The organism is Bacillus sp. FSL K6-0994, assembly GCF_038630815.1.
Taxonomy (GTDB): domain Bacteria; phylum Bacillota; class Bacilli; order Bacillales; family Bacillaceae; genus Bacillus; species Bacillus safensis.
Genome location: NZ_CP152043.1, coordinates 3,205,074 through 3,226,112, shown reverse-complemented (window position 1 = coordinate 3,226,112; position 21,039 = coordinate 3,205,074). Strand labels below are relative to the sequence as shown.

The following is a 21,039-nucleotide window of genomic DNA, read 5'->3' as shown; positions in this document are numbered from 1 at the left end:
GGGGAGCTTGGATGAAGAAAGTATTGGTTACTGGGGGAAGCGGATTTATTGGATCACATACGGTAGAGGCTTTACTAGAAAAAGGCTATGAGCCCATCGTTCTTGATAACTTTTCAACTGGATCTCGAGAAAATATTGCCCATCTTTCCGTGCAATGCATGGAGGCAGATGTTACAAAGCCAGCGACGATTGATTTGATCAAACAAATCGCACCGGATTATATCATTCACCTTGCAGCACAAGTAAGTGTAGCCGTTTCCGTTCAGGATTTCGTATATGACGAAGAAGTTAATATAAAAGGATCTCTGCACGTCATGAAAGCCGCGGCTGAAGCAGGAGTGGAGAAAGTGATCTTTGCCTCATCAGCAGCTGTCTATGGAGACCCAGTGTATCTGCCAGTGGACACCGCTCACCGGCTGAAGCCTGGTTCACCATATGGCTTAGCAAAACTGACAGTAGAGCGCTATTTAGAAATGGCAAAATCACTCTATGATGTGGACTATTGTATTCTCAGATACAGCAATGTATATGGTCCGCGCCAAGACGCACTTGGAGAAGGCGGTGTTGTCTCTATTTTCTCTGATAAGTTTGCAAAGGATGAGGCCCCTTTTATCTTTGGAGATGGGGAACAAACAAGAGACTTCATCTATGTGGGTGATCTAGCGGCAGCGAATGTTGCGGCTTTAACAGCCCAATCAAACGTTTGTTTAAATATCTCGTGTGGTGATTCCATCACTGTAAATGAACTGTTTCAAACGATGAAACGGGTAACGAGATCACAGCTTGAACCGATTTACAAGCCGCAGCGTGCAGGAGATATCGTGCATAGTACATTGGCAAATGAGGAAACGAAACAAGTCTTAGCATGGGAGCCTGTTGTGAGTTTACAGGAAGGTTTGGCTCGTACCATTTCCTACTATAAACAGGAAGTCAAGGCTTAATCCCTCAAATCGGATGGGTTGCTTAGGAGGAAAATGGGTATGAGTGTGAAACAAACAGCATGGCAAATCATGATCGGTTGTATATTATTTGCAGCAGGGCTAGGACTTGTACAAATGGCGTCTGCGCAGCCCGCCGGGTTAAAAAAGATCGTCGCCATTCCGGTCCTGCTTTTGGTTCTGACAGCTTTTCTCGTGTTGATGAAGCTATACATGAACGGTGAGCAAGTGTTCATGTCAGCCATATATCTTTTAATTGCATTGACCTTTCTCAACAACGCTTTCTTTTCAATTAGTGCCGGGTTCTTTAGTCTTTTTCTCTACCGTATCATGCTCATTGCCGCCTTTGCTTTATTTATATGGCGGATGAGAGATAAGGGAACGTACATATCGCAGTGGCAGCAGATTCGTGTAAAAGGCATTCTTGGTTTTTTCGCTGCATGGTTTCTTTACGGGCTTATCTCACTGCTGTGGGCTCACTCGGTGACAGACGGTCTCAAATATATGTCCCTGCTTGCTATGGGGATGGGTTTTGTCTTTCTTGTGGTCATGTACATTCAGCGAATGGATCAAGTGGTCACCTTTTATAGCATTTGGCTCGTCATGACTGTATTTGTCATGGGGATAGGGTTTTATAATCACTTTACTTTGAACCATTTACCGAATACTTCACTGTATCTTGGGCCGGCGTATAAACAGCACTATCCTACAGCTGTCTTTTTTAATCAAAATGACTTTGCGACGTTTTTATCGATTAGCTTTTTCTTGTATTTAGCGTGTATGTGGCAAATGAAAAATGGTTATATCAAAGCATTTGGATTATTTGGCGCCATCGCAGCACTGTATCTCATTTTGTTAACAGAATCCCGCGCGAGCCTGCTTGGCATATTTGCAGGAGCGGCCATCTATGTGTGGCTGCTCATGCCGCGCTTTCTCAAAAAGTGGTCACTCATCGCAGCAGGCGGACTTGGTGTCATCTGTATCGCTGTTTTTTCAGCCAAGATTTATTCAGTCTTTTATGACTTGTTTCTCGCTTCTCAGGTCGCGCATTCTTTTAGTGAACCACTCCCATCCAACATTGCGAGAGCGAATTTGATCAAAAATGCATGGCATTTCTTTACGGATTCATACGGGTTTGGTGTCGGAGCGGGTAATGTGTCTTACTACTTAGCCCACTTTTCGATCTTTGATACAGATCAAGTCGTTGAAGTGCACAATTGGCTGCTGGAAGTGATGACGAACTTTGGATTTGCGGTCATGCTGGGCTATATCTCCGTCTACGCTTATCTCATGTTCACGCTGTATAAACAATACCAATGGGCGGACACAAGATCAGCAAAAATGATCATTGAAGGTTTGTTTGCTGCCATGCTGAGCTTTCTCGTTTCAAGTATCAGTCCTAGTTCGGTCTCGAATTTATATTTCCACTGGGTCTTTTTAGGGCTCGTAATCGCAGCGGTGAATATGTTGAAAAACAAACAGCTCTTGGTAAACCGTGTGTGATGCTGCGCTGGTATGGCTACACTAATGAAAAAGCAAATACGTCAATGTTGGGAGAATGAACATGTCTGGTTTCATATCTAGAATAGGGAAGCGAATCAAAAAGTATATCGTATGGCTCGTGCTGCTGCCTGTCGTATTAGGCGCTTTTGGATTCTTTTTTGCCAAAGGAACAGCGCAGCAGTCTAGTTACACAGCTGCCGTTACCCTCACACTTGGTAAATATGATGACGGAGTGTATAACAATATCGCAGAAGTGACATCTCTATTAAAAAGCGATGCATTTTTGAATGAAGCACTCAGTGATGTTAAAGAAGAAGAAAGGCAGGATGTGAAAAGCCGCCTCATCCTCACCAATCAATCAGATACACAATTACAGCTGTCTTTCACAGATGCTGATAAGGATCATGCTTTAGCTGTCGTGAAGCAGGTGTCGGATACATTTCTGAAGCAAGACAAAGCATTATTTACAAAAAGGCAGCAGGTGATTGAAAGTAGATTATCTGCTCTAGAAGACGAATCTGTCAGCAACGATTCCAAAGTAGATAAAGAACGATTTTTATATGAATTGGAGTCTACAAAGCTTGGAATGAAGCAGGCGAAGATTGTTGATCCTGCCCAAGTTCTTGATGAAGGCAATAAAGGCATGTCAGCGAAAAAGCGGGCACTGCTTGGACTTGTCATTGGCTTTAGCATCTCGCTCATGTTTGTGGTCTTACCCGAAGTGTTCAAAGAATCTTAATGATGAACTGGAGATGAGTCTTAGGTGAACAATCAACCGTTAGTATCAATCATTACACCGGCCTATAATGCGGAACGTTATTTAACGGATACAGTTCATTCCGTCCTTGCCCAAACCTATTCTAATTGGGAACTGATCATCGCAGATGATTGTTCAACAGATGGAACAAGGAAGCTGCTTGGGGACTTAAGTGAAGCAGACGACAGAATCAACGTCATTTATTTAGAGCAAAATGGGGGAGCTGCCATCGCCAGAAACGCAGCCATCAAACAGGCAAAAGGCCGCTTTATCGCTTTTTTAGACAGTGATGATAAGTGGAAAGAGACGAAACTCGAAAAGCAGGTAGACTTCATGCTGACAAACGATTATGCCTTTACATTCACGGCATATGACATCATTGCAGAAAATGGAGAACCGTTAGAAAAAACCGTCACTGCACCAGCAAGATTAACTTATGATGAAGCTTTGAAAAATACCATTATCGGCTGTTTAACGGTGATGCTTGATGTACAGAAGATAGGACATGTAGAAATGCCGAACATCCGCACAAGACAGGATTTAGCTACATGGCTGTCCATATTAAAAAGGGGATTTACAGCCTATGGCATGAGTGAACCGCTCAGTGAATACCGCATCGTTGGAAACTCGATCTCTAGTAACAAGTGGAAAGCAGCGAAAAAAACGTGGTTCGTCTACAGAGAAATTGAGCAGCTTCATTTTGTCAAAGCATCTTGGTGTTTTATGCACTATGCGACAAATGCTGTGAAGAAGCGCTTATAAACAGAAGGGAAAAAAGGTGATAAAGGTGAAAGCAGACTCGATCATACATGTTATCGTAGCGACGGGAGAATGGGGACAGGACGGCCTGAGGTACAGACGGCATCGACTGGCGGAATTTCTAGCATCTGATCCAGAAACGAAAGAGGTCATCTGGGTATGCCCATCTGCATCCCGTCACACAGCTCCCTTTCAGCCCATAACCGATCGAATGAAGCAATTGACCATTCCTGATGTGCTCAAGAGCAAATTTTTCCGTTTTGGTCGATATCAAGACATGTTCTATATTCATAAATTGTCCCCTCTTCTTGAGCATTTGCGGCAGGAGGAAAAGAAGGGAATCGCTGTTTGCTTATGGTATACGTTTCCGGGTTTTCCGCTCTTATCTTCTTTATTTGAATGGAAACATATTGTCTATGATTGCAGTGACCTGTGGGGAGAGCCGATAAGCGGCAAAAATAATTTGCTTTCTTATATGAGACAGCGTGTCATTGTGAAAGCAGAAAATCGAATCATCAAATACGCACACAGCATTACATGTTCTTCTCAATACTTACACGATCAAATCAAAAAGCGTCTCATGGGTGAACCGAAAGATGTCTTTACAGTTGAAAATGGCGTCGAGTACGATGTGTTTGCAAAAAGCAATCTTCCATGTAAGGAGGATGTGCTGCAAGGTAGAGAAGGAACTGTTCTTGGTTTTATTGGAGGCATCAAGCCGAAGCTCGATTTTGACATGATAGCAGAAGCTGCCCGCATGCAGCCTGATTGGACATTTTTATTTGTCGGTCCGGATGGAACAAATGGTGATCCATCTTTTCAGCATGCACTTAAACTGCCGAATGTGATTTGGACAGGTGCTGTTGCACCAGAAGAAGTGCCTGCGTATATGAAGCTGATTGATGTAGGCATGATGCCATACAAACAATCTCCTTACAATCAAGCTGTGTTTCCGCTCAAGCTATATGAATTTTTAGCCGCAGGAATACCGGTTGTTGGTTTAAATCTTCCGTCAACGGAAAGGCTAAAAGAGAATGATGTGTATGAATATTTAGAAGGCGAGGATCCTGCGCTCTTCGTAGAAGCCTGCCAAAAAGTGATCAGCAAAAAAGACGACATGACCTATAGACATCTAAGACAAAGCCGTGCGAAGAAAAAAGATTGGCACGCGCTGTTCACAAACATGGTGGAACTAACGAATATTAAAGAAAACGCATAATTCATCAGGGATTGTGCGTTTTTATTTGTTTCTTCTTCACAGGGGGAGCTTGTGATCATCCTCTATTCAATTGTATAATGGAAAGAGCGGCCAATATACAAAATACAGATTTCAATTTAGAAGGAGACTGACCTATGGATTACGAACGCGCCTTATTAGCGTTTTTTGTCTCTCTGGCTACAGTTTTAATTGTGACACCAATCGTCAAAAAGTTTGCAATTAAGATTGGTGCAGTGGACCAGCCGAATAAACGAAAAGTTCATGATAAAGTAATGCCTCGAATGGGCGGTTTGGCAATTTTTATTGGGGTAGCGGCTGGAGCATTAGCAGGCGGGCTGTTTCTACATAATAAAATTACAGCAATTTCAGTTGGTGCCGTACTTATCGTCATTCTAGGTATATTTGATGATAAATATAATTTAAGTGCAAGATTTAAATTTCTCGTACAAGTTCTTGTTGCTTGTCTGATTGTAAGCACAGGCTTAAAAATGGACTTTTTCTCTGTTCCTTTCTTAACAGATCGAATTGAGTTAGGCTGGATGGCATATCCCCTAACCGTGTTATGGATTGTCGGAATCACAAATGCTATTAATTTAATTGACGGCCTTGATGGACTGGCTGCCGGTATTTCTGTCATCGGTTTATCAACCATTGCCGTGATGGCATTTTCAGCTGATAAAATTTTGATTCTTTCATTATCCCTTGTTGTCATTGGCAGTACCATCGGCTTTCTCTTTTACAACTTTCATCCAGCGAAGATTTTTATGGGTGACACCGGTTCGCTTTTTTTAGGCTATATGATTTCGGTACTGTCACTATTAGGGCTGTACAAAAGTGTCACTTTGTTTAGTGTTGTTGTCCCAGTGATCATCTTAGGTGTCCCTATTTTCGATACCACTTTTGCCATCATTAGACGAATATTAAACAAACAGCCGATTTCAGCACCTGACAAATCTCATATTCATCATAGACTGATGGCCTTTGGCTTGTCCCATCGCATGGCTGTCATCGTGATTTATATGATTGGCTTAGTCTTTAGCTTAAGTGCCATTTTGCTGACAAGTGCCACCATATGGTTATCACTGATTATTATCTTTTTACTGGTCATGTTCATGCAAGTGATTGCGGAAGTAACAGGATTGGTGAATGAAGAGTTTAAACCATTCACGAAATTTTATAAACGAATGGTCAAAAGACAATAAAAAACAGCCCGTTCCTAGGAACTGGGCTGTTTTTATTATTGTCCAGGTGTGCTGGTCGAAGAGTTAGTTGTATCAGTTGTCCCCGTTTCACCAGAGGACGGATTGGTTTGTGAATCTGTTTCAGTTGAAGATTCAGCAGGCAGCTTTAAATGCGTGCGTAATTCATTTTGTACGTTAGCTAAATTGGTCGGATCTGGCTCAAAGTAATACGTGCGATTTGGCCCTAAATAAAGGTCTGATCCCTTAATAGAAAGAGTTTCTGTGTCGTCTCCTTTAAATCCGCTGTAGATTTGCTGAAGCGCAAGACCTTCTGTGATACGGAAATTGGTCGTAATGTGATCACTGACTTCTTTCGCAATGTTATCGACGTTCGCAATGTTATTTGGCTTCGCCATTTGATCAATCATTGCACGTAAAATTTGTTTCTGACGATCGTTACGTCCGAAATCACCGCGTGGATCTTGTTTTCTCATCCGTGCGTAAGCAAGTGCTTCTTCCCCGTTTAAATGCATATTGCCTTTTTTGAAGTAAATCTTTTTCGATTTTTTAACATCACTTTTTTCATTGAAGTCAAATGGAACATCGATATCAATTCCGCCGACTTCATCAATGACATCCTTGAATCCGTCAAAATCAACGGTTGCATACTTATCAATCGGAATATGCAAGAATTGTTCGACAGTTTCGATCGTTTCGTCTTTACCACCTTTAGCAAATGCTGCATTGATCTTTTCTTTACTTCCTGTTGTATCACTTGCAAGCTGTACGCGTGTGTCACGAGGAATACTAACCATTTTCATCGTTTCGTCTTGGGGGTTTATCGTTGCGACAATGAGTGAATCTGAACGGCCATGATCACCCTTTGTGGCATAATCCTCAATTCCGACAAATAGTACAGAGAAAGGTTTTTTCTTAATATCAATGACAGCATCACGAAGATTCGATTTCTCTCCACGGTTTAGTTCATCATATGTTTTGTCAGCAGCTTGAAGAGTATTGACGATTTTATATACTGCAAATCCGCCCATGCAGATGATAAGAAGCAAAAATAAGACCAGAATACGTTTGATAATTCTCTTCTTCTTACTCTTTTTCTTTCGTACACGCACTTTTACTCGTTGTGCCATTCATCTGTCTCCTTTATCGGACCAATGTCCTTTTCTAAATAAATCAGTTCGCCTTCTTTTGTAACACTCTTTCCATTTGTCAGCTCAGTCATCCACTCAATGAACTGCTCTGTTTGTGTTTCTTCGACATATGTCTCAAAAATAACATCTTCTGCATAATGGATTTCTTTTAGCTGAAAAGATGAGGCTCTAAGCTCATTCTCTACCTTTCCAAGCCATGTATAATCTATTGTTGTGTGCATTGTACGCATTAAACAGCGCTCTACCATTCCAACATGGTTGATAGCTTCTGATACAGATTTTCCGTAGGCACGAATCAATCCACCGGCACCAAGCTTGATACCGCCGAAATAACGAGTGACCACAACGACTGTATCTTTCAGCTTCCGTTTTTTTAGCACTTCAAGCATTGGCACACCTGCTGTACCGCTTGGTTCACCATCATCATTCGCCTTTTGAATCAGGTCATGTTCACCAATGAGATAGGCTGAACAATTATGTGTGGCATTCCAATGTTGTTTTTTAATGGATTGTATAAATGCTTGTGCTTCTTCTTCTGAGACAGCACGCTGTATATGACAAATAAAACGTGATTTTTCAATGACGATCTCATGCTCGCCACGACTTTTTACTGTAAGATAGCGATTCAGCAAAAGACATACCCTCCTGACAAGCAAATTGTAAGACTAGTGAAAATTTGCATTGGTTTTAGAATTTTACAGCGTATTTTGTTATGATGATAGGAGCGGAAAAAGGGTCGTCATAAAAACTTCATGATTATACGCATTCTTTCATTATAATTCGACATAAAATGCAGATCAATGACATTTATAATAAAAAAAGATGACATCACTGTTACGGGAGGGAAAAGCCATGACAACACCCAAAATGGATCCGAAATTATTGGATTCAATCATCATGAAAATGCTAAGTACAGTTGATGGCAGCAAGGACGAAGTATTTAGAATAGGCGAACAGTCCCGTCAACAATATGAAAGCCTAGTAGAAGAGCTGAAGCAAATCAAACAGCAAGTAAACGAAGTAATTGATTTTGGGGATAAGCTGGAAGTCCATACAAGACATGCTAGAAACCGCTTATCTGAGGTCAGCAGAAACTTCAACAAATTCAGCGAAGAAGAAATACGTGAGGCCTACGAAAAAGCACATAACTTGCAAGTGGAACTCACCATGATTCAGCAGCGCGAGAAGCAACTGAGAGAAAGAAGAGACGATCTGGAAAGACGGTTATTAAGTTTACAAGACGTCATTGAACGCTCTGAAACGCTTGTGAGTCAGATTACAGTGGTTCTCAACTATCTCAACCAGGATTTACGCCAGGTCGGCGTTTTACTTGAAGATGCTCAGGCAAAACAAGATTTTGGTCTCAGAATTATTGAAGCCCAAGAAGAAGAACGCAAAAGAGTGTCTCGGGAAATTCATGACGGCCCTGCTCAAATGCTGGCAAACGTGATGATGCGTTCCGAATTAATTGAACGGATTTTTAGAGACCGCGGTACAGAAGAAGGTTTTAAAGAAATTAGAAGTCTCAGACAGAATGTGCGAAATGCACTGTACGAAGTGAGAAGAATCATTTATGATTTAAGACCGATGGCTTTAGATGATTTGGGTCTGATTCCGACACTGAGAAAATACTTAAACACAATTGAAGAATATGATGGAAAAACCAAAATTACGTTCCAATGCCTAGGTGATACAGAAAGCGAAAGAATTGCTTCTCAATTTGAAGTAGCACTGTTTAGACTAGCCCAAGAAGCTGTCACAAATTCATTAAAGCATTCTGAAGCTGAAGAAATCTCTGTCAAAGTAGAAGTAACGAAAGACTTTGTGACCTTAATTATTAAAGACGATGGAAAAGGCTTTGATATGAAAGATGTAAAAACAAACAAAAACAAATCCTTCGGTTTACTTGGCATGAAAGAACGCGTAGACTTACTGGAAGGTAAAATGACCATAGACTCAAAAATAGGTCTAGGGACATTCATCATGATTCGCGTGCCATTAACATTGCAAAATAAAATTGTAAAATAGAGTCAAAAGACATATTGACCATAAAGTTCAGGTGTAGAACAATAAACATGGGGAGGCGTAGCTTGTGACTAAAGTAAATATTGTAATTATTGATGACCACCAATTATTCCGTGAAGGTGTCAAACGGATTTTAGATTTTGAACCTACTTTTGAAGTAGTTGCAGAAGGAGACGACGGTGACGAAGCTGCACGTATCGTAGAACACTATCATCCGGATGTTGTCATTATGGACATTAATATGCCGAATGTAAATGGTGTTGAGGCTACAAAGCAGCTTGTTGAGCTTTATCCCGAATCAAAAGTCATTATTCTATCTATTCATGACGATGAAAACTATGTAACACATGCATTGAAAACAGGGGCGAGAGGCTACCTGTTAAAAGAAATGGATGCAGACACACTCATCGAAGCAGTGAAAGTTGTAGCTGATGGAGGCTCTTATTTACATCCGAAAGTCACTCATAACTTAGTAAATGAATTCCGACGCCTAGCGACTAGCGGCGTTTCAGCACATCCACAGCACGAGGTATATCCTGAAATTCGCAGACCACTTCATATCTTAACTAGACGTGAATGTGAAGTTCTTCAAATGTTAGCTGACGGAAAGAGCAACAGAGGAATCGGTGAATCGCTCTTTATTAGTGAGAAAACAGTCAAAAACCACGTGAGTAACATTTTGCAAAAAATGAATGTAAACGACCGTACACAAGCTGTTGTTGTAGCTATTAAAAATGGCTGGGTAGAAATGAGATAGTGTTCCGGACAAGTACTCCTTTTTCGCCTGTTTTTATTCTCTCACATTTTAGGTGAAGGGAAATGATAGACAGGGTAAGGATTCTTTTTCGGATATAGAGGGCTTGCCTATTGATTAGGCAGGCTTTTTTGATTACTATTATAAATCTAATGAAAAAATGATTATTCTTTTAAAATAAAAAAGAGTAACTTAACGAATAAGGAAGGTATTTAAGAATGAAAATAGCCGTTGTAACAGACAGTACTGCTTATCTACCACAAGAGCTGCGTGATAAACATAATATTCATATGATCCCCCTTAACGTCATCTTCGGCAGTGAATCATACCGTGAAGAAATAGAAATGGACTGGAAGACATATTATGAAGAAATCAAAAAACACAAAGATCTTCCAACAACCTCTCAGCCTGCTTTCGGTGAATTAATAGCCTTATATGAAAAACTAAGTGAAACATACGACGCCGTGATTAGTATCCACCTTTCAAGTGGAATTAGTGGAACGTATAATAGTGCGGTCTCAGCGAATGATCTAGTTGACGGGATTGATATTTACCCGTTTGATACAGAAACAAGCTGTATGGCACAAGGTTTTTATGTGTTAGAAGCTGCTGAAAAAATCCAAGAAGGTGCTTCTTTAGAAGAAGTGTTAGCACATCTAAATTACCTGAAAGAAAGTCAGCGGGCGTATTTTATGGTAGACGATTTAACTCATTTGCAAAGAGGCGGCAGATTAAATGGTGCTCAGGCTTTTATTGGAAGCCTCTTAAAGGTAAAGCCTATTTTGCATTTTGACAACAAGCTAATTGTTCCTTTTGAGAAGATTCGCACACGTAAAAAAGCCATTTCACGTATTTTTGAATTATTTGATGAAGATGCATCACGTGGTGTTCCGATGAGAGCAACACTGATACATGGTAATAGAGAAGAAGAAGCAGAAGAATTAATTGCGCACTTATCAGAAAAATATCCTCATGTTGAATTTTATAAAAGTTACTTTGGTGCCGTGATCGGCACCCATCTAGGTGAAGGCTCTTTAGCCCTTGGCTGGGTGATTAGATAATTCCTAAAAAACCTCTTTTCGTATAGAAAAGAGGTTTTGTTTTTTGATTTTACCTGTTGGACGAAAGGTCATGTCTTTGCGCATAATAGCCAAACATCAATTGAAAGGTGTTTGGTGAAGATGAATATGGACAAAGCAATGGAACTAATGGGGCGGCTGCATTCACGCCATCTGCTCACCGTTGAAACAAAGTGCCCACAGTCCAATTTAGATTGGCTGGAGGAGAAGGGCTTAGTCAATCGGTCTCCAGCCATTGAGAGGAAAGCAAATGGTTTTACATGCTGCCGGTGCGGTGTATCACACAAGCGGTATTTCGCTCATTCTCCATGTGAGGTGTGTCAAAAGGATTGCGTGTACTGTAGATCATGCATCATGATGGGAAAAGCAGCAGAATGTGGGTTTCTTTATGAATGGACAGGTCCACAAATGGTAGAAACATGTCGAGCCGAATTAACATGGCAGGGAGAGCTGTCTAAAGGACAAAAAAGAGCGTCAGAAAGAATGATTGAAGCTATTAAAAACAAATTTGATCTACTTGTTTGGGCGGTTTGCGGAGCAGGGAAAACGGAAGTGCTTTTTCACGGAATCGAATATGCATTAAATCAAGGAATGAGTGTCTGTATTGCGACACCTAGAACAGATGTTGTGCTTGAACTCGAACCGCGGCTTAGAAAAGCATTTCAAGGGGTGATAATTACCGTACTTTATGGAGGCAGTTCTCAAAGGTTTCAAATAGCACCGCTTGTGATCACCACAACACACCAGCTGATGAGATACAAAAATGCTTTTGATGTGCTCATTGTAGATGAAGTCGATGCCTTCCCTTATTCAATGGATGAGCGACTCCAATTTGCTGTTCTAAAGGCGATGAGAAAGAACGGAGGGGTTAGGATTTATTTAAGTGCGACACCCTCTAAAAAAATGACGAGAGAGGTTTCTCGCGGAAAACTGGAAGCGATAAAAATTCCTTTGCGTTTTCACGAGCACCCATTACCCGTACCGACCTTTCATTGGATCGGACATTGGAAAAAGAGATTAAAAAAGAACCAGCTGCCCCCTAAAGTGATGAATTGGATGCAGAGACATATTGCAAACAAGAGAAGAATATTACTTTTTGTTCCTTCAATTGCTGTCATGAAGAAGGTAACGAAGATTCTTCGAGAACAATCCTTAAACGTGGAGGGAGTATCTGCCGATGATCCGGATAGGAAACAAAAGGTTCAGCACTTTAGAGATTACGTATACGATGTACTAGTTACAACCACTATTCTAGAAAGAGGCGTAACCATTCCAAATGTTCAAGTGGGGGTACTAGGTTCGGAATCTACTATTTTTACAGAGAGTGCACTTGTTCAGATTTCTGGACGGGTAGGCAGACATCCGGATTATTGTACAGGAGATGTTTTCCTTTTTCATTTTGGTTTAACGAGAAGTATGAAACAAGCAAAGAAGCATATCGCAAAAATGAATGATACGGCTGCAAAAGAGTTTTCTGAAAAACAGTGTGGGTTCAACTAAATCATGGTACATTATATTCACAATACACAAATGGCAGGAGAGACAAATATGCTACTCAATGCAAAAGAAATACTACTCAAGGAAATTCTCAATCAATATCTCAACCAATTAAACATGATTTGTCATTGTGAAAAGTGTATGGAAGATGTATTAGCGATTTCACTGAATCAAGTGAAACCACAATATATAACAGATATCGATAAAATATCTTACAGTAAATCTGAGATGGTGGATAAACAGAAGAATACTGCGATGCTGGTCATTCTGACAGAAGCAGCTTCCAAGGTTTCCGCATTTCCAAGGTGTGAAAATCGTCTGCTGCTGAACAAGGAAACCAATTGATTTGTCAAATTTGCGAGGGACATTTTGTGCCTGCTTTTACATGGAAATCATTCCTACTATTAAATGATGATCGTCTTTGTGTAGCATGTAAGAATCACTTAGTAAAGATTGAGCATCCTATTTGTCCAACATGCGGAAGGGCGCAGTCAAATGACCGATTATGCCAGGACTGTAATAGTTGGAATGAACGCTCTGATTCTACTAAAGTCCTTGTAAAAAATAGGTCAGTTTATACTTACAATGATTTGATGAAAGATGTCCTTGCCCGTTTTAAATTTCGGGGTGATACGGCTTTAGCTGAGCTGTTTAAAAGAGATGTACAAGCAGCATTTAAACATTCCTTCTGCATAAAAGACCCATTGCTGATACCGATCCCTTTAAGTCATGAAAGACTAAAAGAAAGAGGATTTAATCAGTCCGTGATAATCGCTTCTTTGCTAGATAAGCCAATATTGCAGCCACTCGTGAAAATACATCAAAGTAAGCAGTCTAAAAAAAAGAAAAATGAACGCCTAGATCAAAAAGGATTGTTTCAAATCAAGCAAACAGATGCGATTGTTCAAAGGGATATTATATTAGTTGATGATATCTATACAACGGGAGCAACCATCTATGATGCGGCAAGAATTTTGAAAGACGCAGGTGCTAAAAGTGTTTCTTCTTTTACGTTGATACGTAGTTAAAAATCATGATAATTAACCGATAATAAGAAAAGAAAATAACGTAAGGGGTTTTGGTTATGAATCAATTGGCAAACTGTCCACAATGTAATCAGCTATTTTTAAAAACCACCATCCAAACGGTTTGTAACAAATGCTTTGAAGAAGAAGAACGTTCTTTTGATATCGTATATAAATTCTTGAGAAAACAAAGTAATAGACAATCAACGATCGCTGAAATAGTAGAAGCAACAGACGTTGATGAAGAATTAATCTTGAAATTTATTCGTTTGAAAAGACTGCAAATTAGTCAATTTCCAAATATTAATTATCCTTGTGAAAGATGTGGCAAAGCGATCAGGAAAAACAAGCTATGCAGCCAATGTGAACAGGATATTCATTCGCAAATCAGCCAAATGAACCAAGAAGAGGAGCGTAAAAGGGAGATTGAATCTAGGAGAAAAGACACCTATTATGCCATTAATCCTAAAAACGACTGATTCCCTAAACTAAGTTGCAGTTTGGTCGATAAAATGGATAGAATCAAGACAGACTGTAACGGAAAGCGAGAGGAATCCCGTGAAAATTAATCGATATGGAACACAACCAGTAAATCCTTACAAGAAAACATATGAGAAACAAACGTTGCAATCGAATCAAGCTAAATCAACTGATAAAGTCGAAATTTCTAAAAAGGCAATCGAAATGCAAAAGGTGCCGAATATTATGAGAGAACGTCAAGATAAAATTGACCAAATTAAAAAAAGCATTGAAGCCGGAACATATCAAGTAGATACAAAAGGCATTGCAGATAAAATGCTGAATTTTTATAAACAACAATAACAAAAGGGAGCAGCGTGAATGTCAGTTAAAATAATTATTGAAGAACTGCATCGTCTCTATGGATTGCATGAACAGCTTTTAAAGTTGTCTAAGGATAAAACAGAAATGCTGAAAAGCAATGAGATTGATGCTCTTTCAGAGGTTCTGAATTTAGAGCAAAAGTATATTCAGGCCATTTCTCAATTAGAAGAAAAACGAATTGAAGCGACCGTTCAATTTTTACAAAGTGATCAATCACCAACCATCACTGCATGTATCGAAAAGGCTGAAGGTACAGATCAAGAAGAGCTCATTTCATTATATGAGAAACTAAATGACATCATGGTGGAACTAAAAGATGTAAATGAACTGAACAAGCAGCTTATTCAGCAGTCACTTCAATTTATTTCACTGACATTCGATCTCGTTAACCCTAATAAAGAAAATATGAATTACGGACAAAATGGTCTTGAGAGTTCAAAGCCTAAACAGCAAAGGGCTTTGTTTGATTCAAAGGCGTAAACAAGGAGGATACCAATGGGTTCTACATTCATGGGACTAGAAACGGCAAAAAGAGGCATCACAGCCCAGCGTGCAGGGCTTTATGTCACATCAAACAACGTCTCCAATGCAAATACGGAGGGTTACTCAAGACAAAGAGTGACCTTTAAAGCAGAAAATCCTTATCCAGTCATTTCTGTTTATGACGGCAAAACGTATGGCCAAATGGGGACAGGTGTACAAGTTGGAACCGTTGAAAGAATTCGAGACAGCTTTTTAGATCTACAATACAGAGATCATAATAATAACTTATCTTACTACTCAACGAAGTCAGATGCCCTTTCACAGATGGAAGGGGTTATGAATGATTTGACGGATGAGGGCTTGAACAGAGCTTTTGATAATCTATGGAAATCATTACAGGTCTTATCGGAATCAAAAAATGCTGATACGGCTTCTGCACGTACAGTTGTTAAAACAAGTGCACAGGCTTTAGTTGACCAATTCCGTCTGCTCAATTCTTCTTTAACAACGATACAAAAGAATTTAAAAACGGAACTCGATTCAACAGCCAAAGATGTAAACACTCTTTTATCTCAAATAGATGAAGTGAACAAACAGATTGCAGCAGTTGAGCCAAATGGATATCTTCCAAATGATCTTTATGATACACGTGATACTTTGGTCGATCAATTATCCTCACTTGTTGATATTAAGGTCAGCTACAATCCACCTGGCGGTAATGCACTCAAAATTGCTGAAGGAACTGTCAACATCGACATTATCGGTGCAAATGGACAATCTGCTGGAAACATTTTGAATGGTATTACGAACGAAAAGTCTGAACTGCAAATCTCTTACGATAATACAACGGGACTTGTTAACTCACTTCAATTCGGAACAACAACAATTGCAGCGGATCAATTACAAGTGAACGGTAAAGTAAAAGCACTTGTTGAAGCTTATGGCTACATGTCAAACGGTGCTGAAAAAGGCATGTATCCAGATATGCTTGCAGAGCTGGATGAAGTAGCAAAAGTATTCATGGATACATTTAACGATGTACATAAGCAGGGGTACACGTTAAATGGTGCAAGTGGACAAGACTTTTTTGATATCGAAAATAACAATGAGTTGAATAAAGGTTTGGCAGCTCGTATTAAAGTGAGCGATGTCATTTTAGCATCAACAGATAATATTGCTGCATCTCTCAATCAAACACAAGGTGACGGTTCGAATGCTACGAAATTAGCTAATATACAAGACTTAAAGTTACCAATCGGCGGAAATACAACGACAATTCAGGATTATTACCAAAATGTGATTGCTGAGATGGGGGTACAAGGGAAAAAGAACATGACGCTTGAAAGCAGTTCAGCTGCTCTTGTCAATTCAGCCAATGAACGTAGAATGTCGACTAGCGCTGTCTCCATTGATGAAGAAATGACGAATATGATCCAATTTCAGCATGCATATAATGCGGCTGCGAGAATTATGACATTACAAGATGAAGTATTGGATAAGGTCATAAACGGCATGGGTGTCGTAGGAAGGTAGGGATAACGGATGCGAGTCACACAAGGTATGATTTCTCAAAACTCACTTCGAAATATTAGTAAAAGTTATGAAAAACTTTCTAAAATTAATGAGCAGGCACAAACAGGCAAACGTTTTACAAAAACGTCTGATGATCCTGTTGCAGCAGTAAAAAGCCTTCAATATAGTACTGCCTTGTTCCGAAATGAACAATATAAAAATAACTTAAATGAAGCGCAAAACTGGATTGATACATCTGAAACAAGTGTCACTGAAATCATTGATATTATGTCAAATATACGAGATAAAGTGCTTGATGCGGCAAATGGAACAAAGCAGCCCGAAGATTTAGCAGCTATCGGAGTGGAAATTGGCCAGATGAAGAATCAAATCATTGATGCAATGAACACTCAAATGCTAGGTAAGTTCGTATTTAATGGGACAAATACAAATGTTAAACCAGTTGTTGAGAATGCAGACGGAACGTATACATTTAACTTCGAAAATTATACAGATGCGAATGCTGTTCAAGCGAATATTTCTGATGGTATCACTTTAAATGTAAACTCAAATCCAATCTCAGCGTTTGGCGGACAGGCTAACGGTCAAAATGTCATTGAAATGCTGACTGATTTAGAAAACTCATTGAAAAATGGAACGTTCGCGAATTCTGATGATGCATTAGCAAGTATCGATCAGTTTAAAGAAGTGATGAGTGCTGAGCGATCTGACTTAGGAGCGCGTTCGAATCGTGTTGACTTAGTAGGAAGTCGTTTGACTTCACAATTTGAAGTACTGAAAAATGCTAAATCAGATAATGAAGATGTTGAAAGCGAAAAGGCAATTCTTGATCTTCTTCAACAAGAGACGGTGAATAGAGCTGCTTTAGCGACAACAGCTAAAGTCATTCAGCCATCCCTTGTTGATTTCTTAAGATAATAAAAAGCATCCGATGGGTGCTTTTTTGCATCATGGAGGTGAACATATGCAAATCCCTAGATTGTTAATGCAGCAAACCTATGCAAAACTTCAAATGTCGACAACTCCTTCCCGGCAAGAATTAGAGCAGCCACTAGCTGATCTTGAGATACAGCAGCCACGAGCTGTCATGAATATCAAAAGGACACCGTCGAAATTAACCATTGATCAAACCGAGGCGTTTGCCGATATGGACATCAAGTCAATTTTTAGACGTTCTGAGGAATGGGCAGCTGAGGGGAAGCGTGCTGTTGGAGAAGGAATGGGTCGAAGAGCGGAAGAAGGAAGTGAACTCATCAAGATCGAGAATGGTGGGAATGCGATTGCTGAGTTTGCCAAAATCAATGGCAGTCCCCCAGCAAAACAATTCACCATTGGTGTGATACCTTCATTCTTTAGTGTGAAAATTCACTATCAGCCTTCTGAGCTTCAAATTGATGTGGAGCCGCAAAAAGCTATCATAGAGGCCACACCTCATAAACCAATCGTTAACTACCAGCCAGGTAAGGTCAATATTGATATGTTACAATACCCAGAATTAAAAATAGAAGTTGACGAAACGGGCCAAAATGGTGATAAGGTATAGTTAAGAAAAACGAAAAAGGTCGTGAATTATGATCATTCAAACAAAATACCATGGTGAAGTGACAATCAAAGAGGAGCAAATCATTCACTTCTCTAACGGGATACCAGGATTTCTGGATCAAAAACAGTTTGTCATTTTGCCTTTATCAGAAGAGTCTCCATTTTTAGTTCTTCAATCATTAAATAACTCGGCATTAGGTTTTATCGTCAGCAGCCCGTTTTTATTCTTCAATCAATACGAATTTGATTTAGACGAAACGGTTGTAGACATTCTGGAAGTAGAAGATGCCAATGATGTGGAAGTAATGGTTATTTTAACAATGGAATCATCTATTGAAAAAACAACAGCCAATTTAAGAGCGCCTATTATTGTGAACCGGAAAAACATGAAAGCCAAGCAGGTGATTTTGCATGATTCAGCCTATCATACAAAACATTTGTTAGAGGTGGCATCCTCATGTTAGTGCTGTCTCGTAAATTAAACCAGTCGATTCAAATAGGCGATGATATTGAAGTCAAGATTATTTCAATCGAAGGCGATCAAGTGAAAGTCGGGATTGAGGCTCCTAAGCACATCGATATTCACAGGAAAGAAGTGTACCTGTCAATTCAAGAAGAGAACAATCGTGCTGCGAGTTTATCCTTAGATCTCCTCTCTCAATTATCCTCACAAAAAAAGTGAGGATTTTTTTATCGCATTCAGCTGTCCTTCTCCGTGTGAAAGCGTTTCGATACAGATGTTCATGATCTATAGGAAACTTTAACAAATCGGTCCATCTATATTTAATTTGCAAATTCAAAGCCGATATAAAAGATAGATTAAAGCACAGGAGCTGAATAACTATGTCTGTTGGTAAGTTGACATCGCTAGAGCCAATTATCGATGCATTTCAAACCCGTGTGTCTAATAACCAGAATGACAATGTAAACTCTGACTCACAAGCAAATGGCAGGGCTGTTTCAAAAGAAGAAATTGAAAAAACGCTTCAAGGGGCAAACAAGCTGATTGAACCTACTCAATTTCATCTTCAATTTGAATTACATGAAAAACTCAACGAATATTATGTCAAAGTCGTAGATAACCAAACAGATGAAGTCATTAGAGAAATTCCTTCCAAGGAATGGCTTGATTTCTATGCAGCAATGACAGAAATTGTCGGTTTATTTGTAGATAAAAGAATGTAAATGAAGGGAGAACATAAATAATGGTCAATCGTATTACTGGATTTTCAAATGTGTTCGATATTGATGAAATCGTATCAAAGCTGATGAAAACGGAGCAAGCACCACTTGATACAATGACGCGTCAGAAACAAACACTTGAATGGCAAAGAGACAGCTATCGCGAGGTTACCTCAAAAGTCAAAGAATTAGATGATTTGATCTATAAATTAGAATTAGGTCGTCCAAGCACATATGGCGCTAAAAAAGTGACAAGCTCAAATGAATCTGCTGTTACAGCAACTGGATCAACAAATGCGACCTCTGGCTCTATTCATGTCACTCAACTAGCGACAGCATCTGTCTTCAAATCCTCTGGTACATCTGGATTTACACCAACAAATGGTACGTTTACGTTTGAAGTGACGACACCAGATTCAACAAAACCAAAAATGGTAACAATCAATACTTCTGATACCGATACAATTGATGACATCGTGAAAAAGCTGAACAACTCGCAATTAGGTGTGACGGCTTACAAAGGCCAAATTTTTGATGGAACTAGCTACGTGGATACGATCGCTCTTACTTCTCGGACAACGGGTGAAGGTGTCAGTATAAAAGCAGCTGATGGCAATTCGGCTTCATTCTTCACTCAATTAGGTTTTCAAGTAGATGTAGATAACAAATTGGTTGCGACCACTCAAGGACAGAAGGCGCGATACGAGATTAACGGCCTGAAAATGGAGAATAACAACAATACCTTTACACAAGCTGGTATTACGTACGAGCTTAAAGGAACAACGGATAAGCCTGTCAGTTTAAACGTTTCAACAGATGTTGATGCAATCTTTGATAAGATTAAACAATTTGTTGATAAATACAATGAGCTTGTTGAGCAGATTAATGGTAAAGTCAATGAAAAGAAAAACAGAGACTATCATCCATTAACGGCTGAAGAGAAAAAAGCGATGTCTGAAAAAGAAGTGGAGCTATGGGAAACGACCGCGAAGTCTGGCTTGCTGAGAAGTGATTCCATTTTACGATCTGGTGCCTCTAAAATGAGAAGTGACTTTTATGCTGAAATTACGACAAGTGAAGCAAATAAAATTCATATTACACAAATCGGAATTACCACTTCAGATAAATATAAAGATGGCGGAAAGCTTGTAATTAATGAAAAGAAACTAAAAGAAGCCATTGAAGCAGATCCACAGAAGATCAGTCAAATGTTCATCTCAGGTAGTTTAAATGTGGATTCAAAGGATAAAGAAAAAGCGCAGCAGCAATATAAAGAACAAGGAATCATCTATCGTGTCCAAAATTCCTTATCTGCCTTCACGAAGAGCATTCAAAAAAAGGCTGGTAGCACAACGATGGCATCAAAGGAATACTTACTTGGTAAGGACCTTGAATCTTTGACCACACGAATGAGTACGTTCCAAGACCGTTTGAAGATGATTGAAGCCCGTTACTACAAAAAGTTTAACGCCATGGATAGTGCAATTCAAAAGCTAAACAACCAATCTGGCTACCTTTCTCAACTGCTTGGACAATAATTGGAGGTTTAT

At 39.6% G+C, this 21,039-nt stretch carries 24 protein-coding genes; 22 read left to right on the top strand and 2 right to left on the bottom strand.

Annotation, left to right across the window (positions count from 1 at the left end):
- Window positions 1-11 precede the first annotated feature (11 nt).
- The 6 genes from MHB69_RS16895 to MHB69_RS16870 all read left to right on the top strand — a co-directional run bounded on the left by MHB69_RS16895 (window position 12) and on the right by MHB69_RS16870 (window position 6,378).
- Window positions 12-941, top strand: coding sequence for an NAD-dependent epimerase/dehydratase family protein (locus MHB69_RS16895; protein ID WP_024423632.1), 930 nt, complete (start codon window positions 12-14; stop codon window positions 939-941).
- Between the two features lie 39 nt (window positions 942-980).
- Window positions 981-2,441: an O-antigen ligase family protein gene (locus tag MHB69_RS16890; RefSeq protein ID WP_317221805.1), complete on the top strand. Its 1,461-nt coding sequence runs from the start codon at window positions 981-983 to the stop codon at window positions 2,439-2,441.
- Between the two features lie 61 nt (window positions 2,442-2,502).
- A complete protein-coding gene (locus tag MHB69_RS16885) occupies window positions 2,503-3,180 on the top strand; it encodes a hypothetical protein (protein ID WP_048237565.1) in 678 nt (225 codons plus the stop codon).
- A gap of 24 nt (window positions 3,181-3,204) precedes the next feature.
- On the top strand, window positions 3,205-3,960 hold the full coding sequence (locus tag MHB69_RS16880) for a glycosyltransferase family 2 protein (protein WP_034281105.1): 756 nt from the start codon (window positions 3,205-3,207) through the stop codon (window positions 3,958-3,960).
- Window positions 3,961-3,979: 19 nt separating this feature from the next.
- Complete coding sequence (locus MHB69_RS16875) at window positions 3,980-5,176, top strand: glycosyltransferase (RefSeq protein WP_041108506.1); 1,197 nt, start codon at window positions 3,980-3,982, stop codon at window positions 5,174-5,176.
- A 134-nt stretch (window positions 5,177-5,310) separates the two neighbouring features.
- A complete protein-coding gene (locus MHB69_RS16870) occupies window positions 5,311-6,378 on the top strand; it encodes an MraY family glycosyltransferase (protein ID WP_024423627.1) in 1,068 nt (355 codons plus the stop codon).
- Between the two features lie 35 nt (window positions 6,379-6,413).
- Here the strand turns inward: MHB69_RS16870 and MHB69_RS16865 are convergent, their stop codons facing one another.
- Window positions 6,414-7,505 carry an LCP family protein gene (locus tag MHB69_RS16865; RefSeq protein ID WP_342495793.1) on the bottom strand — a complete coding sequence of 364 codons (1,092 nt, stop codon included), beginning with the start codon at window positions 7,503-7,505 and terminating at the stop codon, window positions 6,414-6,416.
- The gene (locus MHB69_RS16860) at window positions 7,490-8,158 is read right to left on the bottom strand and encodes a YigZ family protein (protein ID WP_012011434.1); all 669 of its coding nucleotides are present in this window, start codon (window positions 8,156-8,158) and stop codon (window positions 7,490-7,492) included. The genes MHB69_RS16865 and MHB69_RS16860 overlap by 16 nt, the downstream gene beginning before the upstream one ends.
- Window positions 8,159-8,378: 220 nt before the next feature.
- Here MHB69_RS16860 and MHB69_RS16855 point away from each other — a divergent pair, with 220 nt between their 5' ends.
- The 16 genes from MHB69_RS16855 (at window position 8,379) to MHB69_RS16780 (ending at window position 21,027) form a co-directional block, all read left to right on the top strand.
- Window positions 8,379-9,554 carry a sensor histidine kinase gene (locus tag MHB69_RS16855; RefSeq protein ID WP_003213166.1) on the top strand — a complete coding sequence of 392 codons (1,176 nt, stop codon included), beginning with the start codon at window positions 8,379-8,381 and terminating at the stop codon, window positions 9,552-9,554.
- A 64-nt stretch (window positions 9,555-9,618) separates the two neighbouring features.
- Window positions 9,619-10,308 carry a two-component system response regulator DegU gene (degU, locus tag MHB69_RS16850; RefSeq protein WP_008348273.1) on the top strand — a complete coding sequence of 230 codons (690 nt, stop codon included), beginning with the start codon at window positions 9,619-9,621 and terminating at the stop codon, window positions 10,306-10,308.
- Window positions 10,309-10,523: 215 nt separating this feature from the next.
- Window positions 10,524-11,366 (top strand): DegV family protein, encoded by an 843-nt coding sequence (locus MHB69_RS16845; RefSeq protein WP_024423625.1) that lies wholly within the window; start codon window positions 10,524-10,526, stop codon window positions 11,364-11,366.
- Window positions 11,367-11,486: 120 nt separating this feature from the next.
- On the top strand, window positions 11,487-12,884 hold the full coding sequence (locus tag MHB69_RS16840; protein ID WP_267542717.1) for a DEAD/DEAH box helicase: 1,398 nt from the start codon (window positions 11,487-11,489) through the stop codon (window positions 12,882-12,884).
- A 48-nt stretch (window positions 12,885-12,932) separates the two neighbouring features.
- Entirely contained in the window at window positions 12,933-13,226 is a 294-nt protein-coding gene (locus tag MHB69_RS16835) for a competence protein ComFB (RefSeq protein WP_024423623.1), read from the top strand.
- 26 nt (window positions 13,227-13,252) lie between these two features.
- Window positions 13,253-13,909 carry a ComF family protein gene (locus MHB69_RS16830; RefSeq protein ID WP_267542716.1) on the top strand — a complete coding sequence of 219 codons (657 nt, stop codon included), beginning with the start codon at window positions 13,253-13,255 and terminating at the stop codon, window positions 13,907-13,909.
- A 56-nt stretch (window positions 13,910-13,965) separates the two neighbouring features.
- A complete protein-coding gene (locus MHB69_RS16825) occupies window positions 13,966-14,385 on the top strand; it encodes a TIGR03826 family flagellar region protein (RefSeq protein ID WP_061110142.1) in 420 nt (139 codons plus the stop codon).
- A 79-nt stretch (window positions 14,386-14,464) separates the two neighbouring features.
- Window positions 14,465-14,728 carry a flagellar biosynthesis anti-sigma factor FlgM gene (flgM, locus tag MHB69_RS16820; RefSeq protein WP_024423620.1) on the top strand — a complete coding sequence of 88 codons (264 nt, stop codon included), beginning with the start codon at window positions 14,465-14,467 and terminating at the stop codon, window positions 14,726-14,728.
- 18 nt (window positions 14,729-14,746) lie between these two features.
- On the top strand, window positions 14,747-15,229 hold the full coding sequence (locus MHB69_RS16815) for a flagellar protein FlgN (RefSeq protein ID WP_024423619.1): 483 nt from the start codon (window positions 14,747-14,749) through the stop codon (window positions 15,227-15,229).
- A 15-nt stretch (window positions 15,230-15,244) separates the two neighbouring features.
- Window positions 15,245-16,765, top strand: a complete 1,521-nt coding sequence (gene flgK / locus MHB69_RS16810) for a flagellar hook-associated protein FlgK (RefSeq protein ID WP_024423618.1) — start codon at window positions 15,245-15,247, stop codon at window positions 16,763-16,765.
- Between the two features lie 9 nt (window positions 16,766-16,774).
- Entirely contained in the window at window positions 16,775-17,683 is a 909-nt protein-coding gene (flgL, locus tag MHB69_RS16805; RefSeq protein ID WP_342495792.1) for a flagellar hook-associated protein FlgL, read from the top strand.
- A gap of 46 nt (window positions 17,684-17,729) precedes the next feature.
- Window positions 17,730-18,308: a DUF6470 family protein gene (locus MHB69_RS16800; protein WP_342495791.1), complete on the top strand. Its 579-nt coding sequence runs from the start codon at window positions 17,730-17,732 to the stop codon at window positions 18,306-18,308.
- A 28-nt stretch (window positions 18,309-18,336) separates the two neighbouring features.
- Entirely contained in the window at window positions 18,337-18,771 is a 435-nt protein-coding gene (gene fliW, locus MHB69_RS16795) for a flagellar assembly protein FliW (protein ID WP_024423615.1), read from the top strand.
- On the top strand, window positions 18,765-18,989 hold the full coding sequence (gene csrA, locus MHB69_RS16790; RefSeq protein WP_008360181.1) for a carbon storage regulator CsrA: 225 nt from the start codon (window positions 18,765-18,767) through the stop codon (window positions 18,987-18,989). The genes fliW and csrA overlap by 7 nt, the downstream gene beginning before the upstream one ends.
- 161 nt (window positions 18,990-19,150) lie before the next feature.
- Entirely contained in the window at window positions 19,151-19,492 is a 342-nt protein-coding gene (gene flaG, locus MHB69_RS16785; RefSeq protein ID WP_034281093.1) for a flagellar protein FlaG, read from the top strand.
- 20 nt (window positions 19,493-19,512) lie between these two features.
- Complete coding sequence (locus MHB69_RS16780) at window positions 19,513-21,027, top strand: flagellar hook-associated protein 2 (RefSeq protein WP_342495790.1); 1,515 nt, start codon at window positions 19,513-19,515, stop codon at window positions 21,025-21,027.
- Window positions 21,028-21,039: the final 12 nt, after the last annotated feature.